The organism is Achromobacter sp. 1014246743 (assembly GCF_059760725.1).
On sequence record NZ_JCBANA010000008.1, the window covers coordinates 55402 to 73928 of the forward strand.

17 protein-coding genes are annotated in these 18527 nt (G+C 67.5%); 15 read left to right on the top strand and 2 right to left on the bottom strand.

What is annotated here, in order from left to right; all coding sequences use genetic code 11:
* The first annotated feature begins 10 nt into the window (after positions 1-10).
* The 11 genes from AC6LJ2_RS05505 to AC6LJ2_RS05555 all read left to right on the top strand — a co-directional run bounded on the left by AC6LJ2_RS05505 (position 11) and on the right by AC6LJ2_RS05555 (position 10241).
* Positions 11-1237, top strand: coding sequence for an acyl-CoA dehydrogenase family protein (locus AC6LJ2_RS05505; RefSeq protein WP_498150979.1), 1227 nt, complete (start codon positions 11-13; stop codon positions 1235-1237).
* 28 nt (positions 1238-1265) lie between these two features.
* Positions 1266-2075 carry a methionine ABC transporter ATP-binding protein gene (locus tag AC6LJ2_RS05510; RefSeq protein WP_263915407.1) on the top strand — a complete coding sequence of 270 codons (810 nt, stop codon included), beginning with the start codon at positions 1266-1268 and terminating at the stop codon, positions 2073-2075.
* Positions 2075-2737 carry a methionine ABC transporter permease gene (locus AC6LJ2_RS05515; protein ID WP_175193218.1) on the top strand — a complete coding sequence of 221 codons (663 nt, stop codon included), beginning with the start codon at positions 2075-2077 and terminating at the stop codon, positions 2735-2737. Before AC6LJ2_RS05510 ends, AC6LJ2_RS05515 begins: the two co-directional genes overlap by 1 nt.
* A 16-nt stretch (positions 2738-2753) precedes the next feature.
* Complete coding sequence (locus AC6LJ2_RS05520) at positions 2754-3587, top strand: MetQ/NlpA family ABC transporter substrate-binding protein (RefSeq protein WP_263915408.1); 834 nt, start codon at positions 2754-2756, stop codon at positions 3585-3587.
* A 31-nt stretch (positions 3588-3618) separates the two neighbouring features.
* Entirely contained in the window at positions 3619-4536 is a 918-nt protein-coding gene (locus AC6LJ2_RS05525; protein WP_498150980.1) for an ATP-binding cassette domain-containing protein, read from the top strand.
* Between the two features lie 100 nt (positions 4537-4636).
* Positions 4637-4852 (top strand): TOBE domain-containing protein, encoded by a 216-nt coding sequence (locus tag AC6LJ2_RS05530; RefSeq protein ID WP_006227327.1) that lies wholly within the window; start codon positions 4637-4639, stop codon positions 4850-4852.
* A gap of 143 nt (positions 4853-4995) precedes the next feature.
* Complete coding sequence (locus tag AC6LJ2_RS05535) at positions 4996-6387, top strand: DUF3300 domain-containing protein (protein ID WP_498150981.1); 1392 nt, start codon at positions 4996-4998, stop codon at positions 6385-6387.
* A gap of 5 nt (positions 6388-6392) precedes the next feature.
* Complete coding sequence (locus tag AC6LJ2_RS05540) at positions 6393-7286, top strand: DUF2950 family protein (protein ID WP_498150982.1); 894 nt, start codon at positions 6393-6395, stop codon at positions 7284-7286.
* Positions 7287-7463: 177 nt separating this feature from the next.
* Positions 7464-8453 carry a YVTN family beta-propeller repeat protein gene (locus tag AC6LJ2_RS05545; RefSeq protein ID WP_498150983.1) on the top strand — a complete coding sequence of 330 codons (990 nt, stop codon included), beginning with the start codon at positions 7464-7466 and terminating at the stop codon, positions 8451-8453.
* Positions 8437-9228 (top strand): polysaccharide deacetylase family protein, encoded by a 792-nt coding sequence (locus AC6LJ2_RS05550; RefSeq protein WP_263915412.1) that lies wholly within the window; start codon positions 8437-8439, stop codon positions 9226-9228. Before AC6LJ2_RS05545 ends, AC6LJ2_RS05550 begins: the two co-directional genes overlap by 17 nt.
* A 2-nt stretch (positions 9229-9230) precedes the next feature.
* Positions 9231-10241 carry a sterol desaturase family protein gene (locus AC6LJ2_RS05555; RefSeq protein ID WP_263915413.1) on the top strand — a complete coding sequence of 337 codons (1011 nt, stop codon included), beginning with the start codon at positions 9231-9233 and terminating at the stop codon, positions 10239-10241.
* 195 nt (positions 10242-10436) lie between these two features.
* Here AC6LJ2_RS05555 and AC6LJ2_RS05560 read toward each other — a convergent pair whose 3' ends face one another.
* Both AC6LJ2_RS05560 and AC6LJ2_RS05565 read right to left on the bottom strand, forming a co-directional pair.
* Positions 10437-10928, bottom strand: a complete 492-nt coding sequence (locus AC6LJ2_RS05560) for an acyl-CoA thioesterase (protein ID WP_025139802.1) — start codon at positions 10926-10928, stop codon at positions 10437-10439.
* Between the two features lie 77 nt (positions 10929-11005).
* Positions 11006-12631 carry a DUF1254 domain-containing protein gene (locus AC6LJ2_RS05565; RefSeq protein WP_498150984.1) on the bottom strand — a complete coding sequence of 542 codons (1626 nt, stop codon included), beginning with the start codon at positions 12629-12631 and terminating at the stop codon, positions 11006-11008.
* A 261-nt stretch (positions 12632-12892) separates the two neighbouring features.
* Between AC6LJ2_RS05565 and fdnG the strand changes: the two genes are divergently transcribed.
* The 4 genes from fdnG to fdhE all read left to right on the top strand — a co-directional run bounded on the left by fdnG (position 12893) and on the right by fdhE (position 18525).
* Positions 12893-15961 (top strand): formate dehydrogenase-N subunit alpha, encoded by a 3069-nt coding sequence (fdnG, locus tag AC6LJ2_RS05570; RefSeq protein ID WP_498150985.1) that lies wholly within the window; start codon positions 12893-12895, stop codon positions 15959-15961.
* A gap of 9 nt (positions 15962-15970) precedes the next feature.
* Entirely contained in the window at positions 15971-16870 is a 900-nt protein-coding gene (fdxH, locus tag AC6LJ2_RS05575) for a formate dehydrogenase subunit beta (RefSeq protein WP_025139798.1), read from the top strand.
* Complete coding sequence (locus tag AC6LJ2_RS05580; RefSeq protein ID WP_263915418.1) at positions 16863-17501, top strand: formate dehydrogenase subunit gamma; 639 nt, start codon at positions 16863-16865, stop codon at positions 17499-17501. The genes fdxH and AC6LJ2_RS05580 overlap by 8 nt, the downstream gene beginning before the upstream one ends.
* Before the next feature lie 88 nt (positions 17502-17589).
* A complete protein-coding gene (gene fdhE / locus AC6LJ2_RS05585) occupies positions 17590-18525 on the top strand; it encodes a formate dehydrogenase accessory protein FdhE (protein WP_263915419.1) in 936 nt (311 codons plus the stop codon).
* Positions 18526-18527 lie beyond the last annotated feature (2 nt).

Sequence of the window (18527 nt, forward strand, 5' to 3'; positions counted from 1 at the left end):
ACGAGATTCCATGGCCAAGATTTCCACAGACCAAGACACACGCCCGGCGCCGAACGCCGGGGCCGCGCCGGCCCGCGCCGCCGATGCCGCCGGTGCCCTCCAGGCCCTGGCGGCGCAACTGGCCGCTACCGCCGTGGAACGCGACCGGGCAGGTGGCCATGCCGCCGCCGAGCGTGAACTGATCCGCGCCAGCGGCCTGCTGCGCCTGTCGGTGCCCACGCAGTACGGCGGCGCGGGGGCCCATTGGTCCACGGTGCTTGCGGCCGTGCGCACGCTGGCCGAGGCCGACAGCGCCCTGGCGCACGTGTTCGGCTTTCACCATCTACAGGTGGCGGGCGTGCTGCTGTACGGCACCACCGAACAACACGCGTATTTCCTGCGGCCTACCGTGGAACGCAACCTGTTCTGGGGCAATGCGCTCAATCCGCTGGACCGGCGGGTGGTGGCGCGCGCCGAGCTGGACGGCTATCGCATCGATGGCGTGAAGAATTTCAGTTCCGGCTCGGTGGGGTCGGACCTGCTGACGTTTTCGGCCTGGCACAAGACCTCCGGTACGGCGCTGATCGCCGCGCTGCCGACGCGCACCGACGGCATCACGGTCAACCCCGACTGGGACGCCTTCGGCCAGCGCCAGACCGACAGCGGCACCGTGCGGTTCGATCACGTTCGGCTTGAACCGATCCAGGTGCTGCAGGCCCCGGGCGTGGCGCCCACGCCGCGCGCCACGCTGCGTTCGCAGGTGGCGCAGTTGATCATGACCAATCTGTACCTGGGCATCGCCCGCGGCGCCTTCCAGGAGGCGCGCCGCTATGTGCGCGACCACGCGCGGCCCTGGTTCGCGTCCGACGTGCAGCGGCAGGTCGACGACCCCTATGTGCAGGAACGCTTCGGCGAGTTCTGGCTGCGGGTGCAGGCCGCGCAGGCGCTGGCCGACCTGGCGGGGCAGAAGCTGGACGCCGCGCTGGCGCGCGGGACGTCGCTGACCGCCGACGAACGCGGCGACGTGGCCGTGGCCGGCGCCCAGGCCAAGGTGCTGGCGCATCGCGCCGCGCTGGATGTCGGCACTGGCCTGTTCGACGTCACCGGCGCCTCGTCCACGGCCGCGCGCTACGGCTACGACCGCTTCTGGCGCAACGCCCGCGTGCACACGCTGCATGACCCCGTGGCCTACAAGATCCGCGACCTGGGCCGCTATGCGCTGCTGGACCAGATTCCCGAACCCACCGCGTATTCCTGATACGCATGACGACCCTTTCCCTGATCCGATGACCGATATTGCTTCCCTGACCGACGTTGCCGCCGCCGCCCAGCCGCTCATCCGCCTGGATGGCGTGAGCAAGGCCTTCGCGACACGCGCCGGGCGCTTTGACGCCGTGCGCGACGTGTCGCTGTCGATCCGCGCGGGCGACACCTTCGGCATCATCGGCAAGAGCGGCGCGGGCAAGTCCACGCTGCTGCGCCTGATCAACCTGCTCGAGCGCCCCGACGAGGGCACCGTGCGCGTCGGCGGTACCGAGCTGACCGCGCTGGCCAAGCGCGACCTGCGCGCCGCGCGCCAGAACATCGGCATGATCTTCCAGCAGTTCAATCTGCTGCAGAACGAAACCGTGTTCGAGAACGTGGCTTTCCCCTTGCGCGTGCACGGCGGACGCAGCCGCGAACAGATTTCGGCGCGCGTGCGCGACTGCCTGGAAATCGTCGGCCTGACCGACAAGACGACCAGCTATCCGGCGCAATTGTCGGGCGGCCAGAAGCAGCGCGTGGCCATCGCCCGGGCCCTGGCCAGCGAGCCAGCGGTGCTGCTGTGCGACGAGCCGACCTCGGCGCTGGATCCGGAAACCACCCGTTCCGTACTGAGTGTGCTGCGCGACATCAACAAGCGCCTGGGTGTGACCATCGTGATCGTCACGCACGAACTGGCCGTGGTGCGCGCGCTGTGCCGCCACGTCGCCGTGATGGAGAACGGCCAGGTGCTGGAGCAGGCCGAGATCTCGGGTGCCGGCGTGCACCTGTCCTCGGCGCTGGGCCGCGAGCTCATCCGCGAAGCCACCCACCCCTATGAAGAGGTCGCGTAATGCTGGACACCTTTGTGCAATTGCTGCCCGAACTGGGCGTGGCCGTCGGCCAGACCTTCCTGATGCTGGGCATCGCGCTGGCCGCGTCGATCCTGCTGGGCGGCCCGCTGGGCGTGCTGGTGTTCCTGACCGGGCCGGGCCAGTCGCTGGACCGCCCGGTGGCGCACCGGCTGCTGAGCTGGACGGTCAATACCGTGCGCTCGTTCCCTTTCATCATCCTGCTGGTGGCGCTGGTGCCGTTCACGCGGGTCATCGCCGGCACGTCGATCGGGCCGGTGGCCGCCGCGGTGCCGCTGTCGTTCGCCGCCATTCCGTATTTCGCCCGCCTGGTCGAACAGTGCCTGCGCGAGGTGCCGCGCGGCGTCATCGAGGCCGCGCACGCGGCCGGCGCGTCGGAATTGCAGATCGTGCGCCGCGTGCTGCTGGTGGAAGCGCGCTCGGGCCTGGTGCTGGCGCTGACCGTGCTGGCCGTCAGCTTCCTGTCCTATTCCGCGGTGGCGGGCGTGGTGGGCGGCGGCGGCATCGGCGACCTGGCCATCCGCTATGGCTATTACCGCTTCCAGACCGACGTGATGGTGCTCACCGTGGCGCTGCTCGTCGTGCTGGTGCAGATCATCCAGTTCGCCGGCAATACCGTCGCGCGACGCATCGACAAACGCTGATTCCAGAGGCAAGACCATGTTCATGACCCGCAATCTCCTGACCCTGGCGCTGGCCGCCGCCGCGCTGTCGCTGTCATCCGGCGCACAGGCCGCCGACCCGGCCAAGAAGGAAATCGTGTTCGGCGCCACCGCCGGCCCCTACAGTGACCAGATCAAGCTGGGCATCAAGCCCATCCTGGAAAAGCAGGGATACACCGTGCGCATCGTCGAATTCAATGACTACGTGCAGCCCAATTTCGCGCTGGCGCAAGGGGCGCTGGATGCCAACGCGTTCCAGCACATCGTGTACCTGAAGAACTTCGCGGCCAAGAACAAGCTGGAACTGTCGGAGCTGGTCAAGGTGCCCACCGCGCCCATCGCCATCTACAGCCGCAAGTACAAGAGCGTGGACGCCGCGCCCGAGGGCGTGAGCGTGGCGGTGCCCAACGACCCCACCAACCAGGCCCGTGCGCTGGTGGTGCTGCAGGAACTGGGCTGGATCAAGCTGCGCGAGGGCTATGACCCCTTGCAGGTGTCCGAGAAGGACGTGGCCGTGAACACCAGGAAGATCAAGCTGATCCCGCTGGAAGCCGCGCAACTGCCGCGTTCGCTGGAAGACACCGACTATTCGTTCGTGAACGGCAATTTCGCGCTGGCCTCGGGCCTGAAGCTGACAGAAGCGCTGGCGCTGGAAAAGACCACGCCCACCTACCAGAACCTGGTGGCGGTGCGCACGGCCGACCTGGACAAGCCTTTCGTGAAGGACATCGCCGCGGCCTATGCCTCGCCCGAGTTCCTGGCCGTGACCGAAAAGTCGTTCGCCGGCTTCGTCAAGACCGACTACCAACAGAAGCTGGCCGCAACCCGCTAGGGCGCGGCGCACGCCACAGGAGGCCTCGGCCATGTTCATCAACCCCAACGAGTTCGAGCTGCTGCAGCACCTGGACGTGCCGGGGCGGATCGAGCCGGATGCCGGGCCTGACGACGAGCCCGGGGCCCGGCCCGCGCTGCGCGTGACCCTGCGCAAGCTGGCCAAGCGCTACGGCGAACGCGTGGTGCTCGATGGCCTGGACCTGGAATTCGCGCCGGGTGAGTTCGTCGCGGTGGTGGGGCAGAGCGGCTGCGGCAAGAGCACGCTGCTGCGCCTGCTGGCGGGGCTGGAGACCGCCAGCGGCGAGCAGGGCGGCCTGCCCACCCGGTCGCCGGTGCTGTTCGACAACTTTCCGCAGTGGTCGGCGGACAGCCGGGTGCGCATGATGTTCCAGGACGCGCGTCTCTTGCCCTGGAAGACCGTGCTGCGGAACGTGGCGCTGGGCCTGCCCGGACAAGCGCGGGCGCAGGCCGCCGCCGTGCTGCGCCAGGTGGGCCTTGGCGACCGCGGCGGCGACTGGCCGGCGCAGTTGTCGGGCGGCCAGCGCCAGCGCGTCGCCTTGGCCCGGGCGCTGGTGCATCGGCCGGGCCTGTTGCTGCTGGACGAGCCGTTGGGCGCGCTGGATGCGCTGACGCGCATCGGCATGCAGCAGCTGATCGAAGACATCTGGCGGCGCGACGGCTTTACCGCGGTGCTGGTGACGCACGACGTTGGCGAAGCCGTGGCGCTGGCCGACCGCATCCTGGTGATCGAGGATGGCCGCGTGGCGCTGGGCGAACGCGTGACGCTGGCGCGGCCCCGGGCTCGCGGTTCGGCCGCGTTCGCGGCGCTGGAAGCGCGCGTGTTGCGCGTGGTGATGAAGCAGCAAGCGCAGCAGGAAGCGTCGGCGCAAGGGGACCGGCCCCTCGCGCCGGTCATACAGATACGGCACCTGCGGCTGGCGGTCTAGATCCGTCCAGCCCGGGCCGCCACCGCGGTTCCATGCGCCGGCGCAGGCAACGCGCAGGCGCTTGTCGCCGGTTTTTTTCCCATTACTTAGGAGCAGGACCATGAGCATTCAATCCATCAACGCCCGCAACCAATTCCGCGGCAAGATCAAGGAAATCATCCTGGGCCCGGTGGTTTCCGAAGTCGACGTGGACACCCCCGCCGGCATCGTCACGTCGGTCATCACTACCCGGTCCGTCAAGGAACTGGACCTGCAGGTGGGTACCGAGGTGCTGGCCTTCGTCAAGGCCACCGAAGTCTCGGTCGCCAAGCTGTAACGCCCGGCCGTTCTGCCCGGCCTTTGATGCCCGTCCCGAAATCGGCGCTTGCCCGGCGCCGGTTTCGGGATATATTGTCTGCGCGGTATCCGGCGGTTCCACCCCGCTTGTAGCAGTTGCGTTGCGATCATGGAGAACGGGAAATGCGTCGACTGCAAGCGTGGTTCATCGGCTGCCTGTGTCTGGGCCTGGCCATCTGCCTGCCCGCCATGGCGCAGGCCAAGCTCGACAAGGGACAGCTCGACCAACTGCTGGCGCCCGTGGCGCTGTATCCCGATGCCCTCCTGTCGCAAGTGTTGATGGGGGCCACCTACCCCGACGACATCGCCGCGGCCGCGCAGTGGTCCGCCGCGCACACCAATCTGACCGGCGACGCGGCCGCCAAGGCCGTCGAACCCGAAGCCTGGGACCCCAGCGTCAAGTCGCTGGTCGCGTTTCCGTCGGTGATGGATATGATGGGCCGCCAGCCAGCCTGGGTGAAATCGGTGGGCGATGCCTTCCTGGCGCAGCCTGACGACGTCATGGATTCGGTGCAGCGGCTGCGCGCCCAGGCCCGCCAGGCCGGTAACCTGAAGAGCACGCCGCAGCAGAAGGTCACCTCCAGCGACACGGGCGGCAAGACCGTCGTGGTGATCGAGCCGGCCGACCCGCAGGTGGTCTACGTGCCCAGTTACAACCCGACCGTGGTCTACGGCACCTGGCCTTATCCCGCCTACCCCCCCGCGTACTACCCGCCACCCCCGGGGTCCGTGTTCGCCACCTCGCTGGTGGCCGGGATCGGCTTCGGGCTGGGCGTGGCGGCCGTGGATTCGATGTGGGGCGGTTTCAACTGGGGCCATAACGACGTCGATATCAACGTCAATCGGTACAACAACATCAACGTGAACCAGCGCATCAACACCGCCAACGGCAATCGCGCGAACTGGCAGCACAACCCGGACCACCGCGGCAACGTGCCTTATGCAGACGCGGGCAGCCGCCAGCGCTTTGACAGCCAGCGCCAGGCCAATTTGCAGAACCGGGGCCAGGGACGTCCTGACGGGCGCCCGGCGCCCGCACCGGGTTCGCGCGAAGCCGCCCGTGACCGCGCCGCGCAATCGTTCCAGGGCCGCACCGGTCAATCCATTCCCGGCCACGTCGAACCCCGTGGCGGCGACCGCCTGGGGCAGGGCGGCGCCGGCACCCGCGCGCCGGGGGCGGCCCGCGATCCGGCGGCCGACCGCCGCACGCCTTCGGCAGATCGCCGTCCCCCTTCCGCGCAGCGCCAGGCGCCCTCGGCTGACCGCCAGGCGGCGGCTGAGCGCCAACGGGCCGATGCCGCGGCGGCACGCGACCGTTCCCGCGCCAACAACGGCAGCAATGCGCTACGCGACGCCGGCAACGGCGACCGCATGCGCCAGCAGGCCCAGCGCACCGATCGCGCGCAGGTCGCGCCTCGGGGCGGCGAGGGTTCGCGTTCGGGCGGCGGACGCGTCGGCGGTGGTGGCGGCGGGCATCTTGGCGGTGGCGGCGGTCATTTCGGCGGCCGGAGGTAGGCACCATGAACAGCGGAGTCTCCATGATGAATGCGCTTGCCCGTCACGCCCGCCACGGCATCCGCCTGGCAGGCGCCGCCGCGTTGCTGGCCCTGGCCGCCCTGGCTGCGCCCGCTTCGGCGCAGCAGACCTATCCCACGCCCCAGGCGGCGGCCGACGCGTTCGGCCAGGCCCTGGCCACCAGCGACCGCGAGGCCATGGCCAAGGTGCTGGGGCCGGACTACCGGCAGATCGTGCCCGGTGGCGTGGCGCAGGACGACATCTACCGTTTCCTGGCCGCCTGGGCCCGCAAGCACGACGTGATTGCCGACGGCGACCGGCGCGCCTGGGTGGGCGTGGGCGATTCGGGCTGGACCATGGCGGTGCCGATCGTGCGCGTCGCGCAGGGGTGGCGCTTCGACCCGGTGGCCGGCAAGGCCGAAATCCGCCGCCGCACCATTGGCCGCAATGAGCTGAGCACCATCGATACCCTGCACGCGCTGCAAGCCGCCCAGGCTCGCTACCGCGACGGCGTGGGCCAGGGTCGCTACGCCGACCGGCTGGTCAGCCGGCCCGGCACCACGGACGGCCTGTACTGGCCCGAACTGCCCGGCTACCCGCCGCAGGCCTTCGGCCCGGACGCGCTGGCAATGGGGCCGGACGTGCCGGTGGCCGACGCCTACGACGGCTATCGCTACAAGGTGCTGCCGGCGCGTGGCGGCGACGGCTACTGGATCATCGCCTGGCCCGCCCGCTACGGCCAGGCCGGCATCGGCAGCTTCGTCATCGGCGCCCAGGGCGGGGTGCGCGAGGCCGACCTGGGGGCCAATACCGCCAGCCGCGCGCCGCGGCTCCAGGGCAGCGATGTGTCGTTCGGAAACTGGATCGACGCCAGCCCGCAACCCGTTGGCGCCAAATGATTTTTCCGATTGTTGCAGGCTGGGCGAGGCCGCCGTTGTTGCGGGGTCGCAACACGGCCGAGCCTTTGCCCGGAGCGCGCCGGATTGGGTTTTGGCTTACGGTTTTTTGACAGGTGGCTATGCCAAAATGGCGGGCATTGGGATCGGCTCCCGATCCCCTCTTGTCGGACCTGGAAATTGAATCCCTTGCATTTTGTCCGCTGCGCCATTGCCGGTGCAGGGATGGCGCTCAGCGCCGCGGCGGTGTCTGCCCCCATCTTTGTCCTGAATTCCCTGGACGCCAACGTCAGCATCGTCGATCCCGCCACCTACACCGAAGTGCGGCGCGTGCCCACGGGCAAGGAACCGCATCACCTGTATCTCACGCCTGACAAGAAGTCGCTGATGGTGGCCAACGCCACCGGCGACTCGATCACGCTGATGGACCCCAACACCGGCGAGGTGCAGCGCACCCTGACCGGCATCGTCGATCCCTACCAGCTGCAGTTCTCGCCGGACATGAAATGGTTCGTCACGGCCGCCAACCGCCTGGACCACATCGACATCTACGCCTGGAAGCCGCTGGAAAAAGGCTTTGACCTGAAGCTGGTCAAGCGCATCCCCGCGGGCAAGACGCCCAGCCACATCATGATCGACGCCAAGAGCACCACGGCGTACGTCACGCTGCAAGACAGCGACCAGCTCATCGCCATCGACCTGGCCACGCAAACGCCCAAATGGACCGTCTCCACGGGCAAGACGCCGGCCGACGTGTTCCTGACCCCCGACCAGAAGACGCTGCTGGTGGCGCTGACCGGTGATTCCTACGTCGAGGCCTACGACGTCAGCAACGGCCCGGCCAAGCTGATTTCCCGCATCAAGACCGCCGCCGGCGCGCACGCCTTCCGTGCGCAGGGCGACAAGCGCCATCTGTTCGTCAGCAACCGCACCGCCAACTCCATCAGCCGCATCGACCTGCAGACGCTGGCCGTGGTCGACACCTTCCCGGTGCCGGGCGGCCCGGACTGCATGGACGTCCTGGCCGACGGCAAGACGCTGCTGGTCACCTCGCGCTGGGCGCGCAAGCTCACCGTCGTCGACCTGGACCAGAAAAAGGTCGTCAAGCAGGTCAACGTGGGCAAGTCGCCGCACGGGGTCTGGACGCTGAATCATGCGCCGACCCGCTAAACGCCTTGCCGCCGCTGTCTGCCTGGCCATGACGGCCTCGGCCGCCACAGCGGCCCCGGCGGCGTGCGAAAAGCCCGTCTACCTGACCTTCGACACCGGCCACATGGGCGTGGCCCCGCTGATCGCCGACGTGCTGGCGCGCCACCACGTCAAGGTCACGTTCTTCCTGGCCAACGAGCGCACCCTGACCGACGGCAGCAGCCTGGACGACCAATGGGCGCCCTGGTGGAAGGCGCGCGCCGCCGAAGGCCATGTGTTCGGCTCGCACACCTACGACCACGTCTACTGGCAGGGCGACCTGCCGGACGGCAAGTTCCGCGTCAAACCCAGCGCCGGCCCCGACACGGGCAAGCGCCAGACCTGGACGGCCGAGCAGTACTGCGCCGAAATCACCCGGTCGGCCACCCGTTTCAAGCAGATGACGGGCAAGACCATGCTGCCGCTGTATCGCGCCCCGGGCGGCAAGACCTCGCCGGCCCTCCTGCGCGCCGCCAAGGCCTGTGGCTACGAACACGTGGGCTGGGCCCCGGCCGGGTTCCTGGGCGACGAACTGCCCAGCGACAAATACCCCAACGCCAAGCTGCTGGACCAGGCGCTGCGCACCATCAAGCCGGGCGACATCCTGCTGGCGCACCTGGGCATCTGGTCGCGCCAGGACCCCTGGGCCCCCGCCGTGCTCGAGCCGCTGATTGAAGGCCTGCAGCGCAAGGGCTATTGTTTTGCTACTTTGGATACGCATCCCGCCTACCGCGACTGGATCGCTACGCATCACTGATCATGGATACGCTTAGTCAATGGTTCGGGAACTGCCAGCAATGGCTGTTCGAAACCCTGGTGCAGCCCGCGCTGTTCCACCTGGGCCTGAGCAATTTCATCGAAGACGGCTACGACGCCACCATGTGGCTGCTGGTGGGCCTGGTGCAGGTGGCCGTGCTGCTGCTGATCTTCGGCCCGCTGCAACGCCTGCGGCCGGTCGAACCCGTTACCGATCGCCAGCAGATCGGCATCGACGTGCTCTACACGCTGATCCACCGCCTGGGCGTGTTCCGCCTGGCGCTGTTCTTCACCATCGACCCGTTCTGGGACAGCGTCTTCGGGCAGTTGCACATCTGGGGCTTCGCGCCGTTCCAGCTGGACCAGTATTGGCCCGGCGTCACCGATAACGCCTGGGTCAGCCTGGTCATCTACCTGCTGCTGTTCGACCTGGTCGATTACCTGTATCACCGCGCACAACACCGCTACAGCTGGTTGTGGGCGCTGCACGCCGTGCACCACAGCCAACGCCAGATGACGATCTGGAGCGACGACCGCAACCACCTGCTCGACGACATGCTGCGCGACGTGCTGGTGGTGTTCGTGTCGCAACTGGTGGGCGTGCCGCCCGCGCAGTTCGTGGCGATCGTGGCCATCACCCAGCTGGCGCAGAGCTTCTCGCACGCGAACCTGCGCATGCACTTCGGCGCCATCGGCGAGCGTCTGCTGGTCAGCCCGCGCTTTCACCGCCATCACCATTCCATCGCCTACGACGCGTCCACGCCGGGGCCGGCCGGCGGCTACAACTTCGCCGCGCTGTTTCCCATCTGGGACGTGCTGTTCCGCTCGGCGCGCTTTGGCGTGGGGTACGGTCCTACCGGCATCCACGACCAGCAGCCCGAACTGGGCGGCCGCGACTACGGCCGCGGCTTCTGGGCGCAGCAGTGGCTGGGGCTCAAACGCATGGTGGGTCGCGACCGCGAGCCGGCTGTCACCGCTCCGCCGCGCCCGCCGGGGGCGACTGAGGGCGCGTAAGGCGCTGTCGGCATCAGGCGGGCCGTGGCAGATGTCACGACACGAAAAAACCGGGCAAAGTGAACTGACCCCCGAAAGTTGGACTTGATCCAACCTTCGGGGGTTTTTTCATGCGTGCTCAGGTCGCTCTTGGCGCAGGCGTTACCGCAACAAGGCGTTGCAACCTCGCCCGCTGCGCGATGCGCGGGGCTGGCCTCAGCCCGTGGTCTCGCGCTTGATCTCGTCGTGGCGCCGTTCCATTTCCTGGCGCAGTTCGCGGCGCAGGCGGGCGGCTTCGAAACGCTGCTTTTCTTCCAGGTTACGCGGCGCCAGCGGCGGCACCGCCGTCGGCGCGCCGGCATCGTCCACTGCCACCATCGTGAAATAGCAGCTGTTGGTGTGGCGCACCAGCTTCTTGCGGATGTCTTCGGTGACCACCTTGATGCCGATTTCCATCGAGGTGCGGCCGGTGTAGTTCACCGCCGCCAGGAAGGTCACCAGCTCGCCGACGTGGATCGGCTCGCGGAACACGACCTGGTCGACCGACAGGGTCACGACGTACTGGCCGGCGTAGCGGCTGGCACAGGCATAGGCCACCTGGTCCAGGTATTTGAGAATGGTGCCGCCGTGCACATTGCCTGAAAAATTCGCCATGTCAGGCGTCATCAGGATGGTCATCGACAGTTGGTGGCTAAAGGCGTCGTCCATGGCGGGCGTTCTACTCAACGATAAAACGCCTATGGTAGTGGCGAAAGCCTGTCATATCGCCGTCTTCACGGCGTTTGCTAGGGTTTCTTCCCGGCGGCCGGCGTCTTCCCGGAGGCCGGCGTCTTCCCGGAGGCGGGGGCCGCCGCAGGTGCCGCCGAGGCCGCGGGTGCCGGCGCGGCGGCGGGCGTCGCCGGAGCCGGTTCCGCTTCCACCAGGGGTTCCGGCACGGGTTCGTCGCGTACGGCCGCGGGCGGCGCCCACAGGCCGTCCAGCAGCGCCGGGCCGGGGGCATAGGCTCGCAGCAGCACGGCCACCGGCCCCGTGGCCGCCACCGGCAGCCAGTTGGCCTGCACGCCCGGCTCGGGCGCGGCGTGGCTGATGACCACATCCAGCGAGCCATCGGTGTTGTATTGCAGCGGATCGCGGTCGCCCAGCGCGTAGCGGTCCAGCGGATTGGCGACCGGCATGCCCTGGCCGTCGTACGCCGCCAGCGACCACAGCGCGCCGGCGGGCGGCAACTGCCCGCTGGCGAAATGCAGGGTGTAGCGGTGCGTGCCCTCCAGCGGCCGACCCTGGCTGTCGGCGGCCAGCAGCAACACGGCCAGGTCTTCCGGCAGCCCGGCGCCGGGCTGCGCCTGGGCGGACAGGGCGCGCCGCAGATAGGCGTTGCCGTAGACGCCCGTGCTGGCGGTTTCGCGCTGCCAGCCGTTGACGCCGCCCAGCGTGACGCCCGCGGCCGCCTGCATGCGGTCGCGCGCGGCGCGCAGGCCGCGGCGCAGGCCCTGCTTGACCGGGTGGTCCTGCTTGTCGAAATCGAACGGCCGGCCGGGTATCAAGCCGACCCGGCGCAGCTTGGCCAGCACCGGCTGGTCGGTGGCGTGCGGCGGGTTCTTGCGCAGCAGCTCGGCGGCGTAAGTGAAGAAGGCATCGGTCGGCATCGACTCCACCTGTTCGCGCACCGGAATCGTCAGATCCAGGGACGGGTCCGCCTTGACCCGTTGCGACTGCGGCGGCAGGTTCCACTGGGCCAGCGGCGTCACGGTAAAGCCGTCCTGCAAGGCGTTGACGGCCGGATAGTCGGCGGGGCCGTCGGCCTGGATCAGGTTCTTGGCCCAGACGTAGGCCGTCGGGGCGTCGATGCGCGGCATGCCCGACGGCAGCGTGCCGGTCCAGCCGGGCGGCACCAGGGCGGTGTTGCCGCGCGCCGTGCCGGTGCTGCGCTTGCCCAGCGTGGCAAAGGCCTCGTTCCACATGTCCAGCAGCGTCAGCGTGTACAGCCGGCCGTGCGTGTCGGGGGCCGACAGCACCACGGGGCCGGCTGTCAGGTCCAGCCAGGCGGTGCTGCGCAGCATGTCCGGGTTGGCCCACGGCGTGGCCGCGCCGGGCCGTGGCAGGGTGCGCTGGTGCAGGAAGGTGTTGGCGGGCGCGCCCTGGCCGCCCTGCGACGGGTGGGTGAACTGGCGCCGCGTCAGGTCCATGGTGACCAGCGGGTAGAAGTACAGATAGCCTTCCATGGACGCCTCATGGGCGGACTCGGTGGCGGCCGCCGCGGGCGACAGCGCGGGTGCGGCCAGCGCGGGGGCGGCGCCCAGGCCCAGAGTCGTCAGGCACAGGGCGACGTGGGGCAGTCTTGTCCGGGGCCACGCCAAGCGGGGCAGCGCCGACAGTGACAGGGACAGGGCCAGGGGGGCAAAGCGGCGCATCGGCGCTCCAACAGGCGTGCGGGGGACGGGCGGAAAAGGCGGGCCGGAACCCGCCGCCGGCAATGGTAGCAGCCCCGCGATCATCCAAAATCTGCGAAAACCCCTGGTTTGGCCGCCAAATCCACCGGGAACACCCGTCCCCGTGGCGGATGGCGTCCGGCGCGCGCTGCGCCTATACTTGCTTGCATATCCTTGGAATTCGTAGGGCTTTTCTTCGGATGAGTCCCAGATTTCCCCCTTTCACCCGGAGAGGAGTGTTTCATGGTCAACATGAACCGCCGCCAGTTCTTCAAGGTGACCGGTACGACGCTGGCGGGCTCGAGCCTGGCCTTGCTGGGGGTAGCCCCCGGCACGGCCATGGCAGAAGTCCGCCAGTACAAGCTTGCGCGCATGACGGAAACGCGCAACACCTGTCCCTACTGTTCGGTCGCCTGTGGTCTCTTGATGTACGGCCTTGGCGATGGCGCCAAGAATGCCCGCGCCAGCATCATGCACATCGAAGGCGACCCCGACCACCCCGTGAACCGCGGGACCCTCTGTCCCAAGGGCGCGGCCCTGATCGACTTCATCCACAGCCCCAACCGCCTGAAATACCCGGAATACCGGGCGCCCGGTTCGGACAAGTGGGTGCGGATGTCGTGGGACGACGCCCTGACGCGCATCACCAAGCTCATGAAAGCCGACCGCGACGCGAACTTCGTCGAGAAGACCGCGGACGGCAAGACAGTCAACCGGTGGCTGACCACCGGCATGCTGGCCGCCTCGGCAAGCAGCAACGAGGTGGGCTACATCACGCACAAGACCGTGCGCAGCATGGGGATGTTGGCGTTTGACAATCAAGCCCGTGTCTGACATGGCCCGACGGTGGCAGGTCTTGCCCCGACGTTTGGCCGTGGAGCGATGACGAACCATTGGGTCGACATCAAGAACGCGGACGTAGTACTGATCATGGGTGGCAATGCCGCCGAGGCCCACCCGTGCGGGTTCAAATGGGTCACGGAAGCAAAAGCCCATAACAAGGCGAAGCTGATCGTCGTGGATCCGCGCTTTACGCGCTCGGCATCCGTGGCGGACTTCTACGCGCCCATACGCACCGGCACCGACATCATCTTCCTGGGCGGTGTCATCAAGTACCTGTTGGATCACGACAAGATCCAGCACGAGTACGTGCGCAACTACACTGACTTTTCGTACATCGTGCGCGAGGACTTCACGTTCGACGCGGGCCTGTACTCGGGCTACAACGCCGACAAGCGCAGCTACGACAAGGCCAGCTGGGACTACGAGCGCGGCGACGACGGCTTCGTCAAGACCGACCCGTCGCTGCAGCATCCGCGCACGGTCTACCAGCTCTTGAAGAAGCACTATTCGCGCTACACCGAAGAGATGGTCGAACGCGTCTGCGGCACGCCCAAGGACAAGTTCCTGAAGGTGTGCGACATGCTGGCGTCCACCGCCACCACCGACCGCGCCGCCACCATCCTGTACGCACTGGGCTGGACGCAGCATTCGATCGGGTCGCAGATCATCCGCACCGGCGCCATGGTGCAGCTGCTGCTGGGCAACATCGGCATTGCCGGCGGTGGCATGAACGCGTTGCGCGGGCACTCGAACATCCAGGGCCTGACCGACCTGGGCCTGATGTCGAACCTGCTGCCCGGCTACATGACCTTGCCCAACGAGCCTGAACAGGACTACGGCAAGTACATCGAGGCGCGCGCGCTCAAGCCCTTGCGGCCCAACCAGCTCAGCTACTGGCAGAACTACAGCAAGTTCCACGTGAGCCTGATGAAGGCCTGGTGGGGCAAGGCGGCCACGGCCGAGAACAACTGGGCGTTCGACTACCTGCCCAAGCTGGACAAGCTCTACGACATGCTGCAGGTCTACGAGCTGATGGTGCAGGGCAAGATGAACGGCTACCTGGCGCAGGGCTTCAACCCGCTGGCGGCCGCGCCCAACAAGGCCAAGCTGAACCAGGGTTTCGCCAAGCTGAAGTTCCTGGTCATCATGGACCCGCTGGTCACCGAGACCTCGGAATTCTGGCGCAACGCGGGCGAGGCCAACGACGTCGATCCCGCGCAGATCCAGACCGAAGTGTTCCGCCTGCCCACCACCTGTTTCGCCGAGGAAGACGGCGCGCTGGTCAATTCCGGGCGCTGGCTGCAATGGCACTGGAAGGGCGCCGAACCTCCGGGCGAGGCCAAGAGCGATATCGAGATCATGTCGCTGATCTTCACGCGCCTGCGCAAGATGTACCAGGACGAAGGCGGCAAGTATCCCGACCCCATCGTCAATCTGTCGTGGCCGTATTCCAACCCGCAAAGCCCCACCGCGGAAGAGCTGGCCAAGGAATACTCGGGCAAGGCGCTGGTGGACTTGGCCGACCCCAAGGACGCCACCAAGATCACCCGCAAGGGCGGCGAGCAGCTGGCCGGTTTTGCCGAGCTGCGCGACGATGGGTCGACGGCCAGCGGCTGTTGGATCTTCGCCGGCGCCTGGGGGCCCGGCGGCAACCTGATGGCGCGCCGCGACAACAGCGACCCCACCGGCATCGGCCAGACCCTGAACTGGGCCTGGGCGTGGCCGGCCAACCGCCGCATCCTGTACAACCGCGCCTCGTGCGACGTCTCAGGCAAGCCGTTCAACCCGCGCCGCAACCTGATTTCCTGGAACGGCAAGGCGTGGGTCGGGGCCGACATCCCTGACTTCAAGGGCGACGAGAACCCCGACGGCGGCATGGGGCCGTTCATCATGAACCCCGAGGGCGTGGCGCGCTTCTTCGCACGGGCGGGCATGGCCGAAGGGCCGTTCCCCGAACATTACGAGCCGTTCGAGAACCCGCTGGGCTACAACCCGCTGCATCCGAAGGCCAAGGGCGTCACCAGCAATCCGGCGGCGCGCGTGTTCAAGGACGACCTGGCGGCGATGGGCACGGTGGACAAGTTCCCGTACGTGGCCACCACCTACCGCCTGACCGAGCATTTCCACTACTGGACCAAGAACGTCCGCATCAACGCGATCCTGCAACCCGAGCAGTTCGTCGAGATCGGCGAGGCCATGGCCAAGGAACTGGGCATTGCCAACGGGTCGCGCGTCAAGGTGTCGTCCAACCGCGGCTACATCAAGGCGGTGGCGCTGGTCACCAAGCGCCTGCGGCCCCTGACCATCGAAGGCAAGACCGTGCACCACGTGGGCATTCCCATCCATTGGGGCTTCGTGGGCCTGGCCAAGCCCGGCTTCCTCACCAACACCCTGACGCCATTCGTGGGCGACGGCAATTCCCAGACACCGGAATTCAAGTCGTTCCTGGTGCAGGTCGAGAAAGCTTAGGAGACCGACATGTCAATGCAATCCCTGGACATCAAACGGCGCTCCGCCACCACCACGCCGCCGCCCGGCATTCGTGAACCCATCACGGGCTCGGTGGCCAAGCTGATCGACGTGTCAAAGTGCATCGGGTGCAAGGCTTGCCAAAGCGCCTGCATGGAATGGAACGATCTGCGCGACGAGATCGGCACCAACGTCGGCGTGTACGACAACCCGGCCGACCTGACCGAGCATTCCTGGACCGTCATGCGCTTCTCGGAATACGAGAATCCGCAGGGCGACCTGGAATGGCTGATCCGCAAGGACGGCTGCATGCACTGCGAGGACCCGGGCTGCCTGAAGGCCTGTCCGTCGCCGGGCGCCATCATCCAGTACAACAACGGCATCGTCGATTTCCACGAAGAGAACTGCATCGGTTGCGGCTACTGCATCACCGGCTGTCCGTTCAACGTGCCACGCATTTCCAAGAAGGACCACAAGGCGTACAAGTGCACCCTGTGTTCCGACCGCGTCGCCGTCGGCCAGGAGCCCGCCTGCGTCAAGGCCTGTCCCACCGGTGCCATCGTGTTCGGCACCAAGGACGACATGAAGCAGCACGCGGCCGAACGCATCGAAGACCTGAAGTCGCGGGGCTTTGACCAGGCCGGCCTGTACGACCCGCAAGGGGTGGGCGGGACCCACGTCATGTACGTGCTGCATCACGCCGACCAGCCCGGGCTGTACCACGGCCTGCCGAAGGACCCGCACATCAGCCCGATGGTGTCGCTGTGGAAGGGCATCACCAAGCCGCTTGGCGTGGCCGTCATGGCGCTGACGGCGCTGGCGGGCTTCTTCCACTACGCCCGCGTTGGCCGCAACGAGGTCAGCGAGGAAGACGAACGCCGCGCCGAAGAGGAGGTGCGCCATGAGTGAAGACCATCGTCATCGCCGCATCAAGCGGTATTCGCCCGGCGAGCGCACCAACCACTGGATCATCGCCCTGACGTTCATCCTGCTGGCGTTATCCGGGCTGGCGCTGTTTCATCCGTCGATGTTCTGGCTGACCAATCTGTTCGGCGGCGGCCCCTGGACCCGCATCCTGCATCCGTTCATCGGCTTGGTGATGTTCGTCTGCTTCGTTGTGTTCGCCGGCCACATGTGGCGCCACAACCTGCTGACACGCGCCGACCGCCAATGGCTGCGCCAGCTGGACGACGTGCTGGACAACCGCGAAGAAAAGCTGCCCGAGGTCGGCAAGTACAACGCCGGCCAGAAGCTGCTGTTCTACGTGCTGATCCTGTGCATGCTGGGGCTGTTCGCCAGCGGCATCGTGATCTGGCGCGAGTACTTCGCCTTCTATTTCCCCATCTGGGTCGTCCGCGCCGCCTCGGTGCTGCATGCCGTTTGTGCATTGGTGCTGATTTGCGCGATCATTGTGCATATTTATGCGGCGATCTGGGTCAAGGGCTCCCTGACGGCAATGCTGCGGGGCTACGTGACCGCGGGCTGGGCGTGGAAGCACCATCGCGCCTGGTTCCGGGAACAGGTGGGCAAGAGCAAGTAATCCGCCCGGCCGATTTCACGGGTCTGACCGCACGGCTGCCTCCCCTTGGTTGGGGCGGCAGCCGTGTTTGTTTATCTGGAGACGCGAATTGCAGCGAATTCTTCCGCGCGGCGAGATCGAAGCGCTAGACCACAACACCATTCCCCGCGTCCAGCTGCCGGCGCGCGAGTCGGTTTTCGCGACCCGCGCGGCCCGCTTGCGGCAACTGGCCGCGGATAGTCCGGTGGCCGACTACCTGCTGTTGATGGCCCGGCTGGTCGACGCCCAGCATCGCGCGCTCAAGGGCTGCGCCGCGCCGCCCGCCTCGCAAGAGCGTATCGAGCTGGCCCAGACCCATGGCATGCCGCCGCTGCAGGCGGTGGGCTGGCCGCGCGACCCGCTGTGGCGCGACATTCTGCGCCAGCTGGTCGACGAGGTGGCCGCGGGCCCCGACGTGCCGGCCGAGGCCGTCGAGGTCTGTGCCTCGCTGCGCCGCGCGCTGGACGAAGACACGGAATCGCTCGAAGACCTGGCCGAGGCGGTGCTGTCCGAGCAGCACCACGGTGTGGACGGCGCCGCAGCGCCGTTCGTGATGGCCGCGCTGCAGGTCTATTGGACCGACCTGGCCAGCCGCTTCGACGAAAAGCAGCTGCCGGTGGCATCGCCCTTTGGCGTCTGCCCGGTGTGCGCCAGCCTGCCGGTGGCCAGCGTGGTGCGGGTCGGCGGGCAGTTCGAAGGCTACCGCTACCTGTGCTGCAGCCTCTGCGCCACCCAATGGCACATGGTGCGGGTCAAGTGCAGCCATTGCGAAGACGTCGAATCGGTGGCCTACCAGGCCATCGACGGACGCTCGCCCGCCATCAAGGCCGAAACCTGTGACCGCTGCCATAGCTATCGCAAGATCTTCTACCAGGACAAGGATCTGCACGTCGAACCCGTGGCCGACGACCTGGCCAGCCTGATGCTGGACGTGCTGGTGGGCGAGGCCGGCTACTCGCGGGCCAGCGGCAACCCGTTGCTGTGGCACGGCGCCGACGAGGAATAGCC